15 protein-coding genes and 2 pseudogenes are annotated in these 20,208 nt (G+C 41.1%); 6 read left to right on the top strand and 11 right to left on the bottom strand.

The annotated features are described in order from the left end of the window. Positions 1–154: 154 nt before the first annotated feature. The 10 genes and pseudogenes from AC1Z3S_RS02830 to AC1Z3S_RS02785 form a co-directional block, all read right to left on the bottom strand. Positions 155–625 (bottom strand): YbaK/EbsC family protein, encoded by a 471-nt coding sequence (locus tag AC1Z3S_RS02830; protein ID WP_461739091.1) that lies wholly within the window; start codon positions 623–625, stop codon positions 155–157. Between the two features lie 132 nt (positions 626–757). Continuing rightward, a complete protein-coding gene (gene pepF, locus AC1Z3S_RS02825) occupies positions 758–2,575 on the bottom strand; it encodes an oligoendopeptidase F (RefSeq protein WP_461739090.1) in 1,818 nt (605 codons plus the stop codon). Between the two features lie 83 nt (positions 2,576–2,658). Then, positions 2,659–3,711 carry a competence protein CoiA gene (locus tag AC1Z3S_RS02820; protein WP_461739089.1) on the bottom strand — a complete coding sequence of 351 codons (1,053 nt, stop codon included), beginning with the start codon at positions 3,709–3,711 and terminating at the stop codon, positions 2,659–2,661. 70 nt (positions 3,712–3,781) lie between these two features. Beyond that, a complete protein-coding gene (locus tag AC1Z3S_RS02815; RefSeq protein ID WP_461736966.1) occupies positions 3,782–4,420 on the bottom strand; it encodes an adaptor protein MecA in 639 nt (212 codons plus the stop codon). A gap of 378 nt (positions 4,421–4,798) precedes the next feature. After that, positions 4,799–5,197, bottom strand: a complete 399-nt coding sequence (gene spxA / locus AC1Z3S_RS02810; protein ID WP_265456197.1) for a transcriptional regulator SpxA — start codon at positions 5,195–5,197, stop codon at positions 4,799–4,801. Positions 5,198–5,843: 646 nt separating this feature from the next. Then, entirely contained in the window at positions 5,844–7,568 is a 1,725-nt protein-coding gene (locus AC1Z3S_RS02805) for an ABC transporter ATP-binding protein (RefSeq protein ID WP_461739088.1), read from the bottom strand. 399 nt (positions 7,569–7,967) lie between these two features. Further along, complete coding sequence (locus AC1Z3S_RS02800) at positions 7,968–11,141, bottom strand: DEAD/DEAH box helicase (RefSeq protein ID WP_461739087.1); 3,174 nt, start codon at positions 11,139–11,141, stop codon at positions 7,968–7,970. Positions 11,142–11,187: 46 nt separating this feature from the next. After that, a pseudogene (locus tag AC1Z3S_RS02795) lies at positions 11,188–11,721 on the bottom strand (SbcC/MukB-like Walker B domain-containing protein); the annotation flags it as partial. 1,869 nt (positions 11,722–13,590) lie between these two features. Then, positions 13,591–14,301 (bottom strand): annotated as a pseudogene (locus tag AC1Z3S_RS02790) (AAA family ATPase); the annotation flags it as partial. Next, a complete protein-coding gene (locus AC1Z3S_RS02785) occupies positions 14,298–15,422 on the bottom strand; it encodes an exonuclease SbcCD subunit D (RefSeq protein ID WP_461739086.1) in 1,125 nt (374 codons plus the stop codon). The gene AC1Z3S_RS02785 and the pseudogene AC1Z3S_RS02790, both read right to left, overlap by 4 nt. Positions 15,423–15,683: 261 nt before the next feature. On the opposite strand from AC1Z3S_RS02785, the gene AC1Z3S_RS02780 reads away from it, so the two are divergent. After that, on the top strand, positions 15,684–16,373 hold the full coding sequence (locus AC1Z3S_RS02780; protein WP_461739085.1) for a hypothetical protein: 690 nt from the start codon (positions 15,684–15,686) through the stop codon (positions 16,371–16,373). Between the two features lie 113 nt (positions 16,374–16,486). Here the strand turns inward: AC1Z3S_RS02780 and AC1Z3S_RS02775 are convergent, their stop codons facing one another. Next, positions 16,487–17,116 carry a lysophospholipid acyltransferase family protein gene (locus AC1Z3S_RS02775; protein WP_265456208.1) on the bottom strand — a complete coding sequence of 210 codons (630 nt, stop codon included), beginning with the start codon at positions 17,114–17,116 and terminating at the stop codon, positions 16,487–16,489. A gap of 190 nt (positions 17,117–17,306) precedes the next feature. On the opposite strand from AC1Z3S_RS02775, the gene AC1Z3S_RS02770 reads away from it, so the two are divergent. From AC1Z3S_RS02770 to AC1Z3S_RS02750, 5 genes are all read left to right on the top strand, one after another. Next, the gene (locus tag AC1Z3S_RS02770; protein ID WP_461739084.1) at positions 17,307–18,050 is read left to right on the top strand and encodes a tRNA1(Val) (adenine(37)-N6)-methyltransferase; all 744 of its coding nucleotides are present in this window, start codon (positions 17,307–17,309) and stop codon (positions 18,048–18,050) included. Next, entirely contained in the window at positions 18,040–18,324 is a 285-nt protein-coding gene (locus AC1Z3S_RS02765) for a GIY-YIG nuclease family protein (protein ID WP_461739083.1), read from the top strand. Before AC1Z3S_RS02770 ends, AC1Z3S_RS02765 begins: the two co-directional genes overlap by 11 nt. Positions 18,325–18,366: 42 nt before the next feature. Further along, positions 18,367–18,891 carry a GNAT family N-acetyltransferase gene (locus AC1Z3S_RS02760; RefSeq protein ID WP_461739082.1) on the top strand — a complete coding sequence of 175 codons (525 nt, stop codon included), beginning with the start codon at positions 18,367–18,369 and terminating at the stop codon, positions 18,889–18,891. A 3-nt stretch (positions 18,892–18,894) separates the two neighbouring features. Further along, a complete protein-coding gene (locus AC1Z3S_RS02755; RefSeq protein ID WP_461739081.1) occupies positions 18,895–19,251 on the top strand; it encodes an MmcQ/YjbR family DNA-binding protein in 357 nt (118 codons plus the stop codon). 144 nt (positions 19,252–19,395) lie between these two features. Further along, entirely contained in the window at positions 19,396–20,166 is a 771-nt protein-coding gene (locus AC1Z3S_RS02750) for a methyltransferase domain-containing protein (protein ID WP_461739080.1), read from the top strand. Positions 20,167–20,208: the final 42 nt, after the last annotated feature.

The raw sequence follows: 20,208 nt of genomic DNA, 5'->3' as shown, positions 1-20,208 counted from the left end.
TTTTATTTCTTGAGATTCTAATAATCAAAGCTTGTTAAAGATACTTTACTGACCTTTGTACTGACTCTTGGAGCGTGATTATCCCAAGAATCGTTAGTTTAGCTAAAGCAAAAGAGCCTGAGAAAATTCTCAGGCTCTTTAAAGTTGTCAGTTTTTAGTATTTGCACACATCAATCCATTGGCGGAAGTTACTGTAAGTTTCCAACTCTGGAATTGTCAACTTGATGGCGCTATTACCACTGCCACAGGCGGGATAAACAAAGTCAAAGCGTTTCAAGGAATCATCTAAATAAACCGCTACGTCTGAGTTCACGGCAAAGGGACAAACGCCACCGACTGGATGGCCGATTTTTTGATCGACTTCGTCTGCTTTAAGCATCAAAGCCTTCTCTTGAAAGAATTCTTTGTATTTTTGATTGTCAATTTTTGTATCACCGGCTGCCACAACTAAGATGGCTTCAGCACTAGCTTTCTTTTTAAAAGATAAGCTTTTGGCAATCTGCGCAGGCTGTGTCCTTAGCGCTTGCGCCGCCAAAGCGACTGTTGCTGAGGACTCTTCAAGAACAATAATTTGATCGGCCATGTTTAAATTGGCAAAATATTCTTGGACACTCGCTAGAGACATCGAATCCCTCCTTCTTTATTTAAAGTCTGAAAATGAGCCAGTCTTTAGGGTAAGCTGACAGCAGCTTGCAAACGCCGGACTCTCCTCCTTGCATTTAACAAGCTGCTGCGCTTTTTGTAGACTGCCTGTTAATTAAGCAGTTAAAGATTCAACCAATTCTTCTAATTCAGTTAAGCGAGTTTCAAAAACCTTCATGGCATCACGGATATAATCCGCTTTAGTCATGTCAACACCGGCCCGCTTCATGACTTCAATTGGGAAGTCGCTGCTGCCGGATTTTAAATAATTTAAGTAATGATCTAAGGCACCCGGCTCTTGATCGACAATCTTTTGCGCCAAGGCCGAAGCTGCTGAAAAACCAGTCGCATATTGATACACATAGTAATTGTAGTAAAAATGAGGAATCCGCGACCACTCTAGTTTAATTTCAGGATCTTCAGTCACGTCTGAACCATAATATTTACTATTTAATTCACCATAGCTCTCACTCAAATATTCTGCAGTCAAAGGCGTGCCTTTGGCGTCTTCTTCATGCATAAAATGCTCAAACTCTGCAAATTGCGTTTGCCGGAAAATCGTACCTTTAAAGCCATCTAAATAATGATTTAAGATGTAGGCTCTGATTTTAGGATCTGTTTCAGTTTCCAATAGATATTCCGTCAAAATATTTTCATTGGTAGTGGAAGCAATCTCAGCTAAGAAAATTGAATAATCGCCGTAGACATAAGGCTGATTGCTGCGGGTGAAATAGCTGTGGACGCTGTGTCCCATCTCATGGACCAAAGTAAATAATTGGTCCAGGGTATCGTGCCAATTCATTAAGATATAAGGCTTTGTATCATAGGCTCCAGAAGAATACGCTCCACTACGCTTGCCTTGATTTTCTACCACATCAATCCAGCGCTTGCTGAAAGCTTCATCCACAACTTTTAAATATTCTGCTCCTAGTGGTTGCAATGCTTCTTGTGCTTTCGCCTTGGCATCTTCATACGTGTATTTAATCGACGCTTCTCCTAAAATCGGCGTATACATATCGTACATATGCAACTCATCTAAGTTCAATAGCCGTTTGCGCAATTTTACATAGCGATGTAGCAACGGCAGATTTTCATTGACAACTGCCACCAAAGTATCATATACACTTTCAGGAATATGATTGTTGCTCAAAGAAGCTGCCCGAGCAGAATCATATTTCCGAACCTTCGCACTGTAATTATGGCTCTTAATATGGGTTGATAACGTGCTGGCGAAGGTATTGCGGAACTGTTCATAGACACTGTATAAGCCTTTAAACGCTTGTTCCCGCACACTACGGTCAACATTTTCCATCAATTGTCCATAGACTCCGTGGGACAATTCAATCTTTTCACCTTTCTCATTTTCAATCACTGGAAATTTTAAATCCGCATTGTTTAAAACAGAAAAAGTATTGCTGGAAGCGCCAAAAATTTCGCTGGCGCCAGCCAAGAGTGCTTCTTGGTCAGCGGTAAGAATATGAGCGCGATTATCAATCATTTGATTCACGAAATGACGATAGACTTCTAATTTTGGTTCTTCTGAAAAGTAGCTCCAGATTTTTTCATCCGGCAAACTCAAAACTTCTGGTTCAAACCAAGCCAGTGCTTGAGAAACTTGCGCATATAAATTGCTAGCTCTGGCATATAAACCTTGATAGGTAGTGTTGGTGGTATCTTGATCATTTTTCAAATGGGAATACACATAAATCGTTTCAGTTTTCCGATAAACAGCTAATAAAAAGTCAATAGCCTTTAAGAAAGCTTCCGGACCATTCGCCAAGGTCCCTTGGAAATCGCCAGCTTTCGCTACTTCAGCATTTAACGCTGTAATTGCTGCATCAAAGGCCGCATCATCTGGAAAAATAGTAGTTAGATCCCAAGTTAAATCTACTGGCACTTCATCTCTTTTTGGTAATTGTTTTGCTTCTGACATGAAAATCGCTCCTTTATCAATAGAAATCTCACGAAAATATTAGCCTGCGCCAATATTTATCCTGTAGTAATCTTATCATATTTTCATAAAGAGTCTGCAAAAAAGACTTTTAAATTTGTTTTTTTCTGTTGATAGGCTTGAATTAGTCGGCAGCTTTCTGTGAAAAAAGCGGCTGAAATGACCGCTGGCTCAACTAAAGGAAACTTTTTCTGCAGCTCGAATGTCTGCAAAAAGCGTTGCGTCAGTTGAAAACTAAATTCCTGCAAATCAACATCTGAACAGCTCAAACTTTTTTGAAAAAAGCTAAAACGCAAAAAATACAGCCAATCACCAAAAAAGGGTGCTGCCATACTCGGTGCAAATAAAATTTCCGGCAGTTGCAGCAGGTGACTACCGCGGCGATACAAGGCCTGCTGGATTTGCAAAATCTCCGGTAGACAATAGTAAAGTTTCTTTTGGATGGTTAATTTTTGCTGCTGCCAATCTTTTTTGTTCGTATAGACAATCGAGGGTGCTGAGTTACTGTCAACAATAATTTGCGATAATGGTCGCTCTTTAAAATCAAAAACTTGCCGTGTGAAAGATTTTTGTTTGGAAATCGTTAAAAGCTGGGTATACAACTCGATACTCTTTTTTGAGGTATTTAAATGCCAAAAATGCACTCCAAGCGCTTGATTAAACAAGCAAAAATGCGAGCTGCCTTGACGTAAGACGCTTTCCTTGAGTCGCTCACCAATTAGCCACCACTGTTGTAAGTTTAGTTTTTTATAACCAGCTACCCGCTTTGCCAATTCATCTGCTGGCAAGGGTGAGCATTGAAATTCCAGCGCTAGCTGCGGCAACAAAACATCCGCTCGCTGTCCAATGCTCGCTAATGGCACCTCCAATTGAGCCTCTTGATCCCAGTTAAACAACAGAGCCTTGCCAGCGAGATGTTCGGCAGTCTCTCCTTCACTAAAACTTTCACAGGCTTTCTTAGCACAATGGGCAAAGTGACGCTGCTTTATGTTACCAGCCTTTAAAATCAATTTTTGCTGACAAGCTGGACAATAATAGTTTTCTTTTACCAAAGGCTGATTTTTTTCGATTTGCAAAAGATTAACTAAAACGCCACGACTATTTTTCGCTATATACATCTGTTTCACCCTCAAAAAGATACGCAAAAAAAGCTCACCGACCGCAGTCGATAAGCTTCTTTAAAACTTTTTAATGAAAGTGATACCGTAGTAATTCCAGAGCATTGCGCTCCATCAATAGCTGTCCGTGTTCTGCCAAAATTTCACTGGTAATCGGTGATAAGTTAGCAAATTCCAAAACTTGAGAAATCATATCTTCTTTATCCATAACATTCAAATCATCCTGTAAGAAAGTGATTTGCAGGTAATAGCCTTCTTTGTAGCGATAAAGATTAGTCCAAGCAGAATCAAGATAAACCTCAGCAGCTAATTGAACTAAATCTTCAAAATCAGCAACCTCAAAGACCAAGCTGCTTAAATTTTCTAAACTTAAGTCGCTTTCAGCATCTTCAGTAAATTGATTTTTCAAATACTCTGCCACATCATCACGAAATTCCTCGTTATTTTCTAAGCCTTCCATGTCTTCTGGCGTAATATTTTTGCTGATAAAAAGTTCTAGACCATCACCCTTTGGTAAAACTTGAAAGGTGATTGCTTCACTGCCGCGGAATTCGTCTTCTATATCAACTTCCTCCAAAATAGAGTAAAAGAAGTTTTCAATTTCCCGATGATTTCCGAGTAAATCTAAAAAAGTAATCCCCCGTTGAACCAAATCATCATTGTGGATGACTACGCGAATCGTATTGTCATTAATATGTTCCATTTCCATTATCAAACACCTCGCTTTTGAAAAGAAATAGAGCTTTCTTTCTTTTATTGTAGCGGAATGAGTCTAAATGTAAAGAGATTAACTCGAATTTTAGAAATTTTAGGTGTTTTATTTAATTGAAAGTATCGAGAACCTTTTTTACTAAGAGCATCCCAAGTCAAATCCTTCAAAGAACCTACACTCATATCTTCATTTTTGAAGTAAGGAATCTACAGAGATTTTCAAATAATACTAAACTGTTTCATAAAAAAATCACTTCTTATAATTTCAAATTATCAACAGCTAATGCGATTCTCTTCGTTAATACCTAGATTGGATTTATAAGTACTAAAAAGGACACACCACTGTAGACGGCATGCCCTTTAATAACTATTCTTTTTACAAGCCAGCCATCAATTGGGCTTGGCGTAATTCTAATTGGCGAACACCACGGGGTAAGAAACGGCGAATTTCATCTTCATTAAAACCAACTTGTAATCTCTTTTCGTCTACCATAATTGGTCTTCTCAACAAGCCAGGATTCGTTTGCACCAGTTCTAATAGTTCCTGTAGAGACAATTCGTCTAAATCAGTGTTCAGCTTTTGGAATACTTTTGAGCGAGTCGAAATAATTTCTTCCGTGCCATCCTCAGTCATTTCTAAAATGTGCTTTAACTCTGAAATATTTAATGGTTCAGAGAAAATATTCCGTTCTACAAATGGAATCTCGTGTTCTTGTAACCAAGCTCGAGCTTTCCGACAAGAGGTACAACTAGGAGATGTGTATAAAGTCAACATTGATTCTCACTCCTTTTTGATGATATTCATCACATTTTTATAACAGAAGCTATTCTGTTTCTTTCTTATGCAATTATTATATCGAATTTCTTCAAAAAAAGCTAGACTTGCTAGAAATTAAATGTTTATGCATTCGTAATTTTTCACATGGAAAGCCTATAAAATTCAGCTTTCTTTCATAATTTGCACAAATTAAAACATTTTTGAATGATTGACTTATTTTTCTATTAAACTATATAACAGTAAATAAAAACTGTTATAATTTAGAAAAAATTACAAACTTTTTTTAGAAATATTTTCCCCAGTATTGTTTTTTTATAAAGCCTAAATATTTCTTGCCAACTTTTTCAAAAAAACTTAAAGTCTATTCATTTCGACTACAAACAATGCTAAATTAACTTATTGCAGTCAATAAATAATGTTATGGATGTTATTTTATTTTAAATTCCAATTTGGCACCTTTTAGAATAAGTCTAAAAAAGGTTATTATCCCGGTTATTTTTCTGTTTCATTTGGTCATGATTTATTTTTTTTCAAAGATAAATAGCATAAATTTTCTCGAAAATACAAACAAAAAAGGAAGAATGAAACACATTTTCATTCTTCTTGGAAGTTTCAGAAAACAGATAAAAATTATTAAGAAATTCTAAAGGCTATTTTTTCTAAACTGTGCATCGTATAATTTTCGATAATTGCCATTTTTATTCATTAATTCTGCGTGGCTACCTTCTTCGACAATGCCCTCTTCACTAACGACAATGATTCTAGTTGCATGTTTAATCGTCGCTAAGCGATGGGCGATAATCAATGTCGTGCGGCCGCTAGCTAAGGAATTTAGCGATTCTTGAATAACCTGTTCCGTTTCCGTATCCAGGGCAGAGGTGGCCTCATCTAAAATTAAAATCGGCGGATTTTTTAAAAACATCCGGGCAATCGCTACCCGCTGCTTTTGCCCGCCAGAGAGTTTGACTCCCCGTTCGCCAATATTGGTTTGTAAACCATCTGACATTTGATCAACCACTTTATCTAAATGGGCCAAAGAAACCGCCTGCTGAATTTCAGCATCTGTCGCGTCTAATTTACCATAGGCGATATTTTCACGAATTGTTCCTGGAAATAAAAAGACATCCTGTTGAACAATCCCGATTTGTTGACGCAGTGACGCTAAGGTAATGTCACGAATATCAATGCCATCAATTGCCACACGCCCCTCGCTGACTTCATAAAAGCGGGGCAGCAAATTGGAAATCGTCGTTTTACCAGAACCGCTTTGACCGACAAAAGCCACCGTTTCCCCGGGTTTAATTTCTAAATTTAAATGATGGAGGACACTTTTTCCGTCTGCATATTTAAAAGAAACATTCTCATAGGTAATATCACCTTTGAGATTGTCAACATTACGGGCATTAGGCCGGTCAACAATCGTCGAAGGTCGGTCCAGCTCTTCGGTGAGCCGCTTAAAGCCAGCTATTCCCTTTGGATAGCTTTCAATCATCGTATTGACTTTTTCAATCGGTCGCACAAAAACGTTCGCCAGCAGGATAAAAGCCACAAACTGACCATTTGTAATATCGCCATTAATGACATAATAAGCCCCAAAAATCAGCGTAAATAAATTAATCAAGCGCATCAAAAAATAATTATAAGATGAGCTGACCGCCATCACTTTATAAAAAACAATTTTAGATTTGCGATAGGCCTGATTCAATTTTTCAAAGCGCTGTTGCTCAAATTTTTCATTGGCAAAAGATTGAGTGACCCGCACACCACTGACAGCCGCTTCAATCCCTGAATTGAACTCACCTAGATTCTCATAAATTTGCGTGTTGACCTTGGTCATTTTTTTATTGAAAAATAGCAGCGCAATTGTAATAAAAGGCAGCAGGACAAAAGTTGCCAGAGCTAATTGCACATGAATCTGCATCATCAAAATAAAGGAACCCACCAGAGTCATGACGGTGATAAAAACATCCTCCGGTCCGTGGTGAGCGACTTCAGAAATTTCAAATAAATCAGTGGTCAGGCGACTGATTAGCCGGCCGGTTTTTTGATTGTCATAATATTCAAAGGGCTGAGTTTGCAAATGCTGGTATAATTCTCGCCGCATATCGGTTTCAATATTAACGCCTAATTTATGACCGAAAAAGACGACAATATATTGAAAGGCGGTATTCACTAGATAAAAGAACAGCAAACCTATCGCCGCCAGTGCAATCATCCGAAAATTTTGTTGAGGCATAATTTGGTCGATCACCTGATTGACCACCACCGGAAAAGCCAATTCCAATCCACCAGCCAAAACGGCACAGGTAAAATCTAAAATAAATAATTTCTTGTAAGGCTTGTAATAACTAAAAAAACGTTTAAACATGATTTCTCCTTTTAATTCTCTTTGAAAAATGATCAACCGATTGTGCTATTTTTTCAAAGCATCCCATAACTATTTTCGCTAGCTTTTAACAAGCTAGATTTTCTTTGATTAATTGGCCGCTCCCTTTAGCCACCAATGCTACTATTATAAGGAATATCTGCTCTCGGTGCAAAGTTAAGTGGCAGCTCCAGCAAACTTTTCGCATTCTTGACACAAACTTTACGGGAAATTCATCTTATTTTAGTATGCTGAAGTTACCAAAAGCACACACTCTATTTTTTTGATAAGCTGTCAAATCTCAAAAATTGACAGCCTCGTAAAAAACTAGCTGGACCAGTAGCTCAGGCACCGTCAATTTTTTGACAACTGCCTTTGCTTCTGGCCCAGCTAGTCTTTTAGTTAAGCCTCGCCAACACTTAAAATCATGCGAATATCTTCTTCTGTTAAGCGGGCCAATTGTTCTTGGTCCCCTTCAATGACTTGCTGGAATAATTCCTTTTTACCTTTTTGTAGTAGGTCCATGCGTTCTTCGATGGTCCCTTCAGCAATCATGCGCCAAACTTCCACAACATTTTTTTGACCGATGCGATGAGCTCTGCCGGCTGCTTGTTCTTCAACCGCTGGATTCCACCATAAGTCATACAAAATCACCGTATCAGCCCCGGTTAAATTCAATCCGGTGCCACCCGCCTTTAGAGAAATCAAAAAGACATCCTTTTCACCTTCGTTAAAAGCATTCACCATATCCAAACGATCCTTCGCTTTGGTGCTGCCCCGCAAATAAAAAGTTTCTAAACCTAAATCGTGGAACTCTGTTTCGATAATCGACAACATGGAAGTGAACTGGGAGAAGAGTAATATCCGCCGATTGTTTTCTTTGGCATTTAAGACTAATTCCTTCACTTGCTCTAGCTTACCAGAGCCGCCGTTATAATCTTCAATAAAGAGCCGCGGGTCACAGCAGATTTGCCGTAGCCGGGTCAAACCGGCTAAAATACCAATCCGATTTTTATTAAAGGTGCCTGGGTCCATCGCGTTGACGCTATCTTGCATTTGCTTCAAATTCGCTAGGTAAACAGTTTTTTGTTCTTCTGTTAGAGCACTGTAAAGATTGGTCTCGATTTTTTCTGGTAAATCCTGCAGCACTGTCTTTTTATCCCGTCGTAAAACAAAAGGTTTAATCATCTGGGCGATTAATTTTTTATCCAAGCTGCGGAATTTGGTTTTCCCGGGGAAAAAGCCCGGCATAATAATTTGAAATAGTGACCACAGCTCCTCCAAATTATTTTCAATCGGCGTGCCACTCAGAGCAAAGACATGGGGCACGGGTAGTTCCCGTAGTGCCTGCGCCGTTTTAGTGACGCTATTTTTTACCATCTGCGCTTCATCTAAAAATAAATATTGAATCTGTTGATTTTGATACAGCTCACCATCTTGTCGCATCCCGGCATAGGACGTGATATAAATATCACTGGCTTGGGCCAACTGCGCCTCCCGCTCCTCTTTGGGGCCTGCTACAACACAAGAGGTTAAGCTCGGGGCAAATTTACGAATTTCTGCCTGCCAGTTATAAATCAAACTAGCAGGTGCAACAATCACGGCCCGAATCTCACCATTTTCTTGCTTCTCAGACAGTAGATAGGTGATTGCCTGAATCGTTTTCCCTAAGCCCATCTCGTCGGCTAAGATGCCGCCAAAATGATAGTGACTCAACATTTTAAACCAGCGGAAGCCGATTTTTTGATAGTTGCGCAATTCCGCCTGTAAATCCGCTGGTAATTTAGCTGGAAAATCTTCCGGATGCAGCAAATCTTTGGTTAAAGTTTCAAAGGAGGCTGTTAGCTCCACTTCGACACCGGCTTTTTCCTTTACCAATAGACTTTTACTTTTTGGCAAATGTAAAATGCCATCTTCCGTCTGCAAGCTACCGCGAATTTCTGCTAGAAATTGGCTGGCTTGGTAAAATTCCTCCGAGTCTAGGGCCAACACTTGGCCGTTTTCCAAAGTATAAAAGGGTTGGTTTTGCATTAAGCTCTGCAAAACTTGATCCACTTCATGGTCAGAAATACCGGAAATGTCAAAGTGGACATCCAACCAAGAATCAGATTCTGTCACGGTGACTTTAGGCTGAAAATGCTGGGCGTCTAAATACAAGCTCCGCAATTTTTTGCCCATTTTAACCGTGCCTAGTTTACGAAATGCCGGCAGCTCTTCAGCAAAAAATTGATACAAAGCCGCCCCCTGTGGTAATTTTCTTTCAAAGCCTTCTGCGGTCACCTGAAAGCCAAAATCTTCAAAGCGCTTTTTAATCAGCGCTTCATGGCGATAATCCCGCAGCACAATTTTTTCTTCTGCCAGCTGTTGATCTTTCGGATTGGTGGAGTAAACATTGTCGCCATAATTGAAATTGACTTGGCTGACAATTTGTTTAGATTTGCTTTTTAATTTAAAAATGATGTCGGCTGCTAAGGGATATTCTGCAATCTCAGCGGTAACCTCTGGACTGACGTAGACTTCACCTATTTCCCGTAAAAAGGGCAGCACTCCTTTAAATAAGTCCGGCAGCTCCTGCATTTGATAGGCCACCTGTTGATTTTTATAGCGTTTAAGGAGCTGCTCCAAGGTCAATAAAATTTCCTGCTGACGATGAGATAAAGGATAAAAATAGCCTTCATAAAAGCCCCACTGATAATAACTAAAATAGCGGGTAAACAGCTGACTAACTGCTAATTGATAGTGGTCAGCTTCCTTTAAAATAGAAAATTTCAACGGTGGCAAGTCGTCGCTAAAAGCAATCTGCTGCCAATTTTTTTCGTCTACTTTAAAGTGCAGTTGCCGCAACTGATTAATTTTCAGCAGCAGATTTTGACCGTACTCTACCGGCAATAAAATCCGCCGCTTGTCCACTTTGCCATTAATTTGCAGGCCGCGGGTACCAAGTAGTTGCTGAGACTGATTAATACCGTATAAAATTTGCAAAATTTCATTGGTGGCTTCGTCAAAGGCCCCACGACTGAGAGTCAAATTTTGCTTGTTGACTTCAAAGCTTTTTTCCTCCTGCCAAGCCGACAAGAAGTCATTGATATTTTTCACCACGTAAAAGCGATTTAAGGCGAGATAGCCCACGCGCAATTGCAGCCCTAAAGCAGCCAGCTCAGGATGATAAGGATTGGTTTCCATAATTTCCAGATAAAATTCAATCGCCAAAGGGGGAACCTTATCCGCTTGCTTTAAGGAAATCCGTGAAAATCCTTTGGTAAACATTTCTGATTGGGAAACACTGACAGCAGCCGGTGCATCGCTGGCTTTAATTATGCGGTTCAGTCCTTCCTTGCGCAAATATAATTCCACTGCAACCGTGTGCTTGCAATAATGATGGTCCTGCCAATAAGGACATTGGCAGATGTCTTCTTCTTTGGTGGTCCCGTCCAAAGTCACATGGTACGTCTCTGATCCGAGAACTTCACCGTGCCATACACGATTGACATAATCTGGTTCAACGGACAACACTCGGCCCGCTTCCAGATATTCTCGGCCACGTTTGATTACTTTTTCAGGTATACTCCATTTCACGGGATTTTCTCCTCCTTAACTTGGCAAGCGGCACTTGCTGAAACCTTTAACGATAGGCAATTTTGCTTTGCCCATTGCCAGAACTATCAACTAACACTTGCTGGGGAATTCTTTCTTTTAATTCTTTGACATGACTGATAATGCCAATCATTCTGCCGCGGCTTTCAATCGTTTCTAAAGCCTCCATCGCCATCTCCAGCGACTCTTCATCTAAGGAACCAAATCCTTCATCGATAAAGAGGGCCTCAATTGAAATGCCGCCAGCTTGATTTTGGATGACTTCAGCTAGAGATAGGGCCAACGCTAAAGCGGCAATAAAACTTTCGCCGCCAGATAACGTATGGGCGCTGCGTCTTTGACCGACTGTGTCATCGTAGACATTGATTTCTAAACCGGTTTGGCTGCGGAAGGAACCGACAGCCGTCGATAATTCAAACTGATAGCGGTCATGGGTTAAGCTTTGCAGCCGCTGATTGGCCACCAGCAAAACTTCTTTTAAATAAGTCTGTAAAATAAATCGTTCCAAACTCGTTTTACGAACATTATTTCCGTTAATCGTATCTGCTAATTGCTGTAATTCCTGCAGTTTAACTAATTGCTGGCGATTTTTCTGGTATAGCTTTTTAAAATCAGTCAGAATTTTTTGATTGCTGGCTAGCTGATACTGCAGCTGACTGACCTCTTCGTGAAAGAGCTCTTGTTCTCTATGGGCTAGCTGATAAGCAGTTTCTAAATCGGTTAAATCTGGCTGGTCTTTTGTGGATAAAGCTTGGTTCAGTCGCTTTAAATTTTCTTGATTTAAAGCAATCTGCGTATGATAATCACCGATTGTTTTCCGCAATTGCGGCAGCTGCAACGTGTGAGTTAACAGCTCCCGCAGCTCATCTACTGTCGCTACGGGTGCTTTTTTTAGTAGCGCAGCTAGCTCAGCATTTTGTTCAGTTAAGCTCTTGCTCGTTTCAGCAAAGCTGTCGTGGTTTTGTCGAATCTGTTCCGTCAAGCGAATCTCCGCCTGTTGATTAGCCTGAACCAGTTCAGCTATCTCAGTTACTTGCTGCTGATAGCTTTTTAGCTGATCGGTTATTTCAGAAATTTCCGCTTCAATAGTTTGCGGGTCTTCTGATAAGCCCTGTGATTCAAGGGCTGTCACTTGACCCTTTAATAAATTTTGCTCTTCAGAAAGCTGACGCTTCAGCTCTTGAAGTGCTTGCAGCTGTGGAGTCAGTTTTTCTTGTTCCGCCTGCAAGTCTTTGGCTTTCAAACCAGCCGCTTGACTGGCGCTGATTTCAGTGTTTAATCGCTTATTTTCAGCCTCGAAAAAATGAATGACTGCTGATAAGTCCAAAAGGCTTGTTTGATAATCTGCTGCCATTTTTTCAACAAAAGTGACGGCCTTGGCAGCAGCTGCTGATTCACCTTTTTCAAGGGCACTGGCCGCCTGCTGATTTTCCTCGACAGAAATCTGCCAGCGGGTTTCCAGCTCCGCTAATTTTTGCTGTTGTTCGTTTAAAGCAGCTTCTGCGGTAACTAATGCTGTTTCTGCTGCTTGAATTTCCTGTTGGCTCACCGGCTGTTCCTGCACGAGACCGGGATGTTCAAACGAGCCGCAGACCGGACAAGGCTCTCCCGGTAATAAATCCAAACTCAAACGAGCAATTTGCAGAGCAGCTGACTGGCTTTTCTTCAAATGAAAATCAGCTTGTAATTCTGCTACGTTATCTTGCATTTTGATTAATGCCGTCTCAGTTTTTTCAGCTGCCAGTTGATTGGCCTGCAAAATTTCCCGTTGCTGCTGATTTTCTGTCAGCAGCTCTTGAATTTCACGGCTTTGATAAGTATTTTCGGTCAGCTCAGCTAATTGCTGCTGCAAGTCCGCAATCGCCAATTGCTGTTTTTGCAACGCTTTTAGCTGCTCGCTATTTTCAGCTTGGCGACTGCTAAGCTGAGCTTCATCTACCTCTGTCTGTGTCAGTTTTTTTACTGACTGTTGAAGTTTTTCTTGTAGTTGATTAAATGCTTGAAGCTGCGGTAATTTATCCTGCAGCTGCTGCAGCCGTTTCTTTTTTTCTTCATAAGTTGGCGCTTGTTTTTCCAGCTCAGCCTGCTGCTGTTGGCTGCTGCTGAGAATCTGCTTCAAGCCGGCGCTTTTTTCTAAAAGCGCCTCTTTTTGATCAGCCAAAGTTTCGGCTTTTTCAGTGAGCTCATCAATCTTAACTAATTTATTCCGTTGTGTTTCTGCCCATTCCAAGTGCTGCAATTCTCTTTCTAATGCTGCAATTTCATTGGCTTGGGCTGATAATTCTACCTGTCGTTTCTCAGCTGTTGCTAATTCTGTGAATAATTTGCTCAGCTCTTGCGCTGCGAAAAGTTCTTTTTGCGCAGTCTGTTCTTTTGAAAGCAGCTCAGCCAGCTGTTTTTGCGCAGTTTTTAAATGCTGCGCTTCCTCCAGCAAATAGCTTTCGCCGTTAGTCAAAAATTCCTGATCTGATAAAGCTGTCTGCTCCCACTGAAACTGCTTTTGAATCAGGGCCAATTCCGCAGTATCTGATTCCTGTAGTTTTTTTGCTCGTTTCAGGCGTTCCTGCAGCTCGCTGGCAAATTTTTGATAGATACCAGTGCCGAATAAATTCCGTAACACCGCTTCTTTGTCTTCACTTTTAGCCACTAGAAAATTCCGAAATTCTCCTTGAGGCAAGAGCACAATCTGATTGAATTGTTTAGCATTTAGATGGAGCAGCTCTTCAATTTCTTTGCGGACCTCGCCATCTTTACTATATTGGCGAATTTCAGTGCCATCTGGCTGACAGATGGTCAACTCGACTTTAGCATTTTGTTCCTTCGTACCGCTGCCTTTTTTCTTTTGTAGGGTTTGCTTTGGGCGACGTTCAATTTGATATAATAATCCTTGATGTTCAAAAACAAAGGTGACAATTGTTTCTTCTGTCGGCGCTGCAAAGGAAGAGCGCATTTCACTGGCGCCCCTTAAGCCTCCAGAGGTTTCACCAAACAAAGCAAAGGTCATGCCGTCAAAAATAGTGGTCTTGCCGGAACCAGTCTTGCCGCTAATTAAAAACAGCGGCGCTTCTGCCAAGCGGTCAAAGTCAAGGGTCTCTTCGATAAAGGGACCAAAATTTTTCAAAGTTAACGAAACAGGCTTCACGCGTCAGTCACCTCCTGTGTGCTCAAGACATCAGCAACCAGTTCGGTTTGGTCAGCCGTCATGGTTTCACCGGTCACCTCTTGGAAAAAATTATCTACTAATTTTTCCGGCGCTAGCCTGCGGACTGCTTTAAAATCTGTCTGCAATTCCGCCGATTCACGACCATTGAGTCGGCTGACCCCTAAAATCCGGGGGTAAACCTGCCGCAGCTGGTTCATCATATTGGGGATAATTCCCCGGTCTGTCAATAAAATGTCTAAATAATCCTCCCGCTCAACGCTTTGATAAAAAATCGGTGACAACAGCTCCTCAAAGCTCGCTTCAATTTGCTGGAGATTGTGCAGCGGCCTTAATTCCTTAAACTCCAAGTGTAAATCCGGCAGCTCCACTAGCCAGCCGCCTTTTTTTTGCTCTAATTCTGATAGAGAAAATTTTAACGGCGAACCGCTGTAGCGTATTTTTTGATGCTGAAGAGCATTTTTATTATGCAAATGCCCCAAAGCCACATAGTCAAAGCTTTCCAGTAGGTAGCTTGGCACACTGTCGAGGCCGCCGACTTCAATCTTGGTTTCCGAATCACTTTTTTCACTTCCCGCGACAAAAAAATGGGCGACTAGAACCTGCTGGAGCTCCGGCTTAAATTGTTTTTCCATTTCAGGAACGACCCGCTCCATCGCTTGAGTAATCGTGCGAATCTCATCATCTTGAAAATACAAACGGGCGCTGATTGGCTCAAAATAGGGCAGCAGAAAAAATTGCGTTCCTTGAAATTCAATTGGCGTGAAGGCTTGTTCTAAACGGGTATGCAGATAAAAATCAGTCTGCTGATACCACGGCGCCCCGGCCTCCAGACGAACTCCGCTGTCATGGTTTCCCGATATCGCAAAGACGGGAAACTGATTCTCAATATTCAGCTCTTGAATAAACTGATTAAAAATCTCGATGGCCTCAACCGGTGGCACCGAACGATCATACAAATCCCCCGCCAGCACCACAGCATCCACTTCTTCAGTTTTTGCCAGCTGAATAATATCTGCTAAATTTTTCTTTTGATCCAGCAATAAGTCATAGCCATGAAGCTTTTTGCCGATATGTAAATCCCCCACATGTAAAAAACGCATGTCTCTTCCTCCAAAAATGGTCTTCCCACTATTATACCACTTTTCCAGTCCTCAAGCAGTTGCCAGCCTCAGAAGATATGGGAGAAAAAAATAATTTTAAACAGACTGACTGTTTTTCAAATTATGCTAAGCAGACTGCGATTTAAAAAGAATCCAGTAAAACTTTTTTAATTTCAAAAAAAAATTCCTCCAAACACTTTCTTCAGCCTTTTTCCTGTTAAAATAAATGAAAACCATTTGAATTATTTTGGAGGGAAAAAGATGGGGAATCGGGCTTATCTATTGGCAGGAACTGACTGCCAACTTTTTGAAGCAAACAATAGCTTGCCGCTTTTTTGGCTATTAGGGACACTGCCGCAACTGCCCGCAAAACAGCAGCAGATTGCCAGTTTAACAGCTCCGCAATTAGAAAACTTTGCGGGGGAGGAAGCTTATGAAGAAGCTTATGAAGAGGCTTTTAGTACGTGGTTTACAGAAAATCTGGTCGGCGAAATCCAGCTTGCTAGCGACAGTTATTTAAATAACCTTGAGGAAAATCGTTCCTATATCGATTCCCTCTATCCTTTACTGAGTCCAGTTTATGAGGATTTTATCCATGTCATCCAGCAGCAAAGAGCAACGGATGCGACTGTTCAAATTATTATTGATTACACGGAAACCATCAATTTCTACTCCGATTATCTAGAATTTTACGATGATTTAATCGCTTTGTGCAGCCACGTCGCCAATCAGCAACAAACAAATTGGTTGTATCCAAAAGATCCCTTGGGTTCAGCCATTGGGACTGATCAATATGCCAATCATGCTGGTCAGCCCATGTTTTCAAACGATAGCTATCAGCAACTCAACAGCCAGCTAATCACCGCCTTTAACGCTGCTGAAAAAACAGCTGACAGCCTGCAGCAACCTTCTTTATTCCAAAAATTTCGCCAATGGTGGTCAACGAGTTAATGGAATTGATAAAGTAATCAAAAAAAACAGCTACCCATTCAGTCAATATCCCTCTTAAAAGTTAGACCAAAAAGCTAACATTTTAAGAGTCGATACAATGGGCAGCTGCTTTTTTAAGATTTTTTCTCGGAAGCGACATACTTGTAATTTGGATTGACCTCTTTATCCAATTGATCGAAAGCCGTTTGAATGCGGCGTTCCACCTCATCCATGCCAGCTTTATCCATTTTTTTTATATCGCTGATATCAATCGGTTCTCCGAAACGGACATCAATCCGCTTGCGTTTGAGTAAACCGCTAAAACTGGTCGGGCCTTGATAAACGGATGGCACGATGCGTACCTTAGCTAGCTTGGCAATCAAGGCCATGCCGCCTTTTAATTCGGTAGAATGGCGGGTGCCACTGGGAAACATAATCAAACTCAAATCCGTTGACTTTAATAATTTTACCGGCGTCTTCACTGTACTTGGTCCAGGATTGGTGCGCTTAACGGGAAAAGCATTAGCATGAACCAGAATATAACGCAAAATCGGATTTTTAAATAGTTCTTCTTTGGCCATAAAACTAAAGGATTTTGGACGAGCGCCAATCGCCAAATAAATCGGGTCCCACCAGGTACGATGGGGAGCGACTAAGATATAATTTTCATTTTGCGGCAGGGCTTCACGATTTTGATAATGGGCGTTGCCATTCAACACAAAAACTACAAAGCGAGCTACCATTCGAATAAAACGGAAAAACATGTTCCTCTTCCTTTCTGACTAGGAGAAAGCTCTGACTTCTCTGAATCATAGTATGCCGAAATTTATTTTACTTATCAAGTATTTTTTTGCTGGAAGTAAATGTCTAAGGTATAATACCAGTATTCTATTCATTGAACCTAAAAAAAAGCTGCAAGGCTTAAGAAATTATAAAGAAAGAAGCTGTGCGTAGGTGACTGTCCCTTTAAAAACCGGTGAGCGAATTGACCAGCTTTTCGCTGAAGGTATTCAAATTATTCAAAGCAAAGAGGTCTTCTCTTTTTCTCTAGATGCTGTCTTATTAGCAAATTTTCCAAGGATTCCCCAAAAGGGTCAGATTGTCGATCTCTGTGCCGGCAATGGCGCCGTAGGTCTTTTTGTCAGCGGTAAAACCGATGCGCCGATTACCCAAATTGAAATCCAGCCGCGCCTTGCCGACATGGGGCAGCGGAGTATTTTGCTGAATCACTTGGAGGAACAAGTGACTATGGTGGCCGGTGACATTGAAGACTGCTTTAATTATTTACAGCCTGACTCGATTGATTTAGTTTTGTGCAATCCGCCTTATTTCAAGGAGCTGCCGACCAGTCGCAAAAATCCCAATCCCCATTTAGCGATTGCCCGTCATGAAATCGAAACGAATCTTGACGAGGTCATTCGGATTGCCAGCGGCCTGTTGAAAACCAATGGCCATTTTGCGATGGTCCATCGACCGGATCGTTTTTTGGATATCATCGATACTTTAAGAAAATATGATATCGCTCCAAAACGATTGCAGTTTGTTTATCCGAAGGCCGGTAAGGAGGCCAATATTTTATTGATTGAAGGGATTCGTAACGGCAAAGAAGCTGGTCTTAAAATATTGCCCCCTCTTCTTACTACCGATGAAAATGGCGATTATACACCAGAGATTCGAGGCATGCTCTATGAAAAGTGACGAACATTTTTTCTACGTACTGCTGTGTCATGATCAAACTTTTTACGGTGGCTATACAACCGATTTAAGCCGCCGCCTGGCTGAACACAACAGCGGTAACGGCGCGAAATATACTCATCCCAACAGCCGCCGCCCTGTTCAAATGATTCATGCGGAAAGTTTTGCCAGCCGCAGTGAAGCTACCAAAGCCGAGTCAGCCTTTAAAAAGCTGACTCGTAGACAAAAAGAAACCTATTTACAGACAGCTAAAACCAATAGCGTTTTAGTTGGCTAAAAAGGCCTATTACACAAGCGATAATTTAAAGGAGCCCAAGACATGATTGAAATTAAACCTCTGACAAAAGAAAATGCCAAGGAACTCGAGGCTATTAGCCGCGAGACTTATTTTGATACCTTCGCTACTGACAACACCGAAGAAAATATGGATGCCTACTTAGACGAAGCCTACAATCTTGAAAAGCTTGAAAGAGAGCTTGCTAATCCCCTCTCAGAATTTTATTTTATCTTTAGCGACGATGTTTTAGCTGGCTATTTAAAATTAAATTATGGTCCCGCCCAAACGGAACCTGTTGATGCTGAAGGCCTTGAGATTGAACGGATTTATGTCCGTAAACAATTTAAACGCCAAGGGCTAGGCAATCGCCTGTTCCAAAAAGCGTTGCAACGGGCAGATGAGTTGCAAAAGCAATCGATTTGGCTAGGAGTTTGGGAATACAATCAGCCGGCTTTAGCCTTTTATAAAAAAATTGGCTTTCAGCGGGTCGGCCAACATGATTTTGTCATGGGGGACGACGTGCAAACCGATTATTTGATGCAAAAGAAATTGACACCAGAGGCCTGATCTATGAGTACAGAAGCAGAGGTTATCGATTACATTTTTCAGCGTTATCAGATTCAACCGGACCGGCCCTTTGTTAAAAACAATAGCAGCGTCTTTCGTCATCGCCGCAATCAAAAGTGGTTTGCGTTGCTGATGAGCGTCACGGGAGACAAGCTGGATTTGCCCACTAGTGATGAGTTGACCATCTTAAATTTAAAAATCGAACCAGAATTAGGCAGTATTTTACAGGAGCAGGCTGGTTTTTTCCCAGCCTATCATATGAATAAAAGCCACTGGATTACCGTTGATTTACGGCAATTTGCCGATTTTTCTGAGCTGGCTGGCTTGATTGATGCCAGCTATTCTTTGACATTGACTTAATTTTTGAAGGGTGTGAGATGATGAGAATCAAACTAAAACGAGGTAACTGCTTGATATAGCTCATGATAGCGACTATCTCAAGCTTGTTTTCTGCTATCACGGGCGGTATCAATTTCTCGCTGACTAAATTTAAGGAGAATGTTTATGCCCACAACAATCAATCCGGCCTGGCTAAAGGCGCAGGCTAAACAAAAAAATTTCAGCGGCTGGGATTTTTCAGCCATTGAAGCAGAGTACACGCAAGAAGCGAACCCTTGGAATTACCAAGAAATTGTTCGAAAATTTTTACAGCCAGAACTTCAGCTTTTGGACATGGGAACAGGCGGCGGCGAACTTTTAAAAAGCTTTAATCACCCGCCGAAGAATACGGCGGTGACGGAGGGCTGGCCGAAGAATTATCAGCTACTTTTAGAAAAATTAGCCCCTCAGGGTGTCGCTGTTAAATTTGTAAAAGAGGATGACAAATTAAACTTTCCCGACCAGCATTTTGATTTGGTGATCAATTCCCATGAGTCTTTTGACACAAAAGAAGTCAAGCGGATCTTAAAACACGGTGGAATTTTTATTTCACAGCAGGTCGGCGATTTAAATGGCTTGACCCTTACTTCCCGGTTGATTCCTAATTTTCAAAAAAAGCAATTTGACTGGCATTTGGCAACCGTCAAAGAACAGCTTAAAGGCGAAAATTTTCAACTACTTTTTGCTGATGAAGCCTATCCTTGGCAAAAATTTTATACGATGGAGGCCCTCATCTATTACGCATTGACTATTTCTTGGGAGTTTCCGAATTTTTCAGTGGAAAATAATTTGCAGGAGCTGCTATATTTGGAAGAAGAGTTGAACCAAAAAGGCTTTATCGCTAACCTAGAACATCGCTTTATCTTTGTTGCCGTCAAACCAAATGCAAATGAATAAGAGCAAAAAAAAGACTGCAGATGCAGCCACTCCAATTACTTG

This window comes from Enterococcus sp. LJL90, from assembly GCF_056924355.1.
Note: the sequence above shows the minus strand (reverse complement) of the source record. Positions and strands in the feature narration are given on the sequence as shown.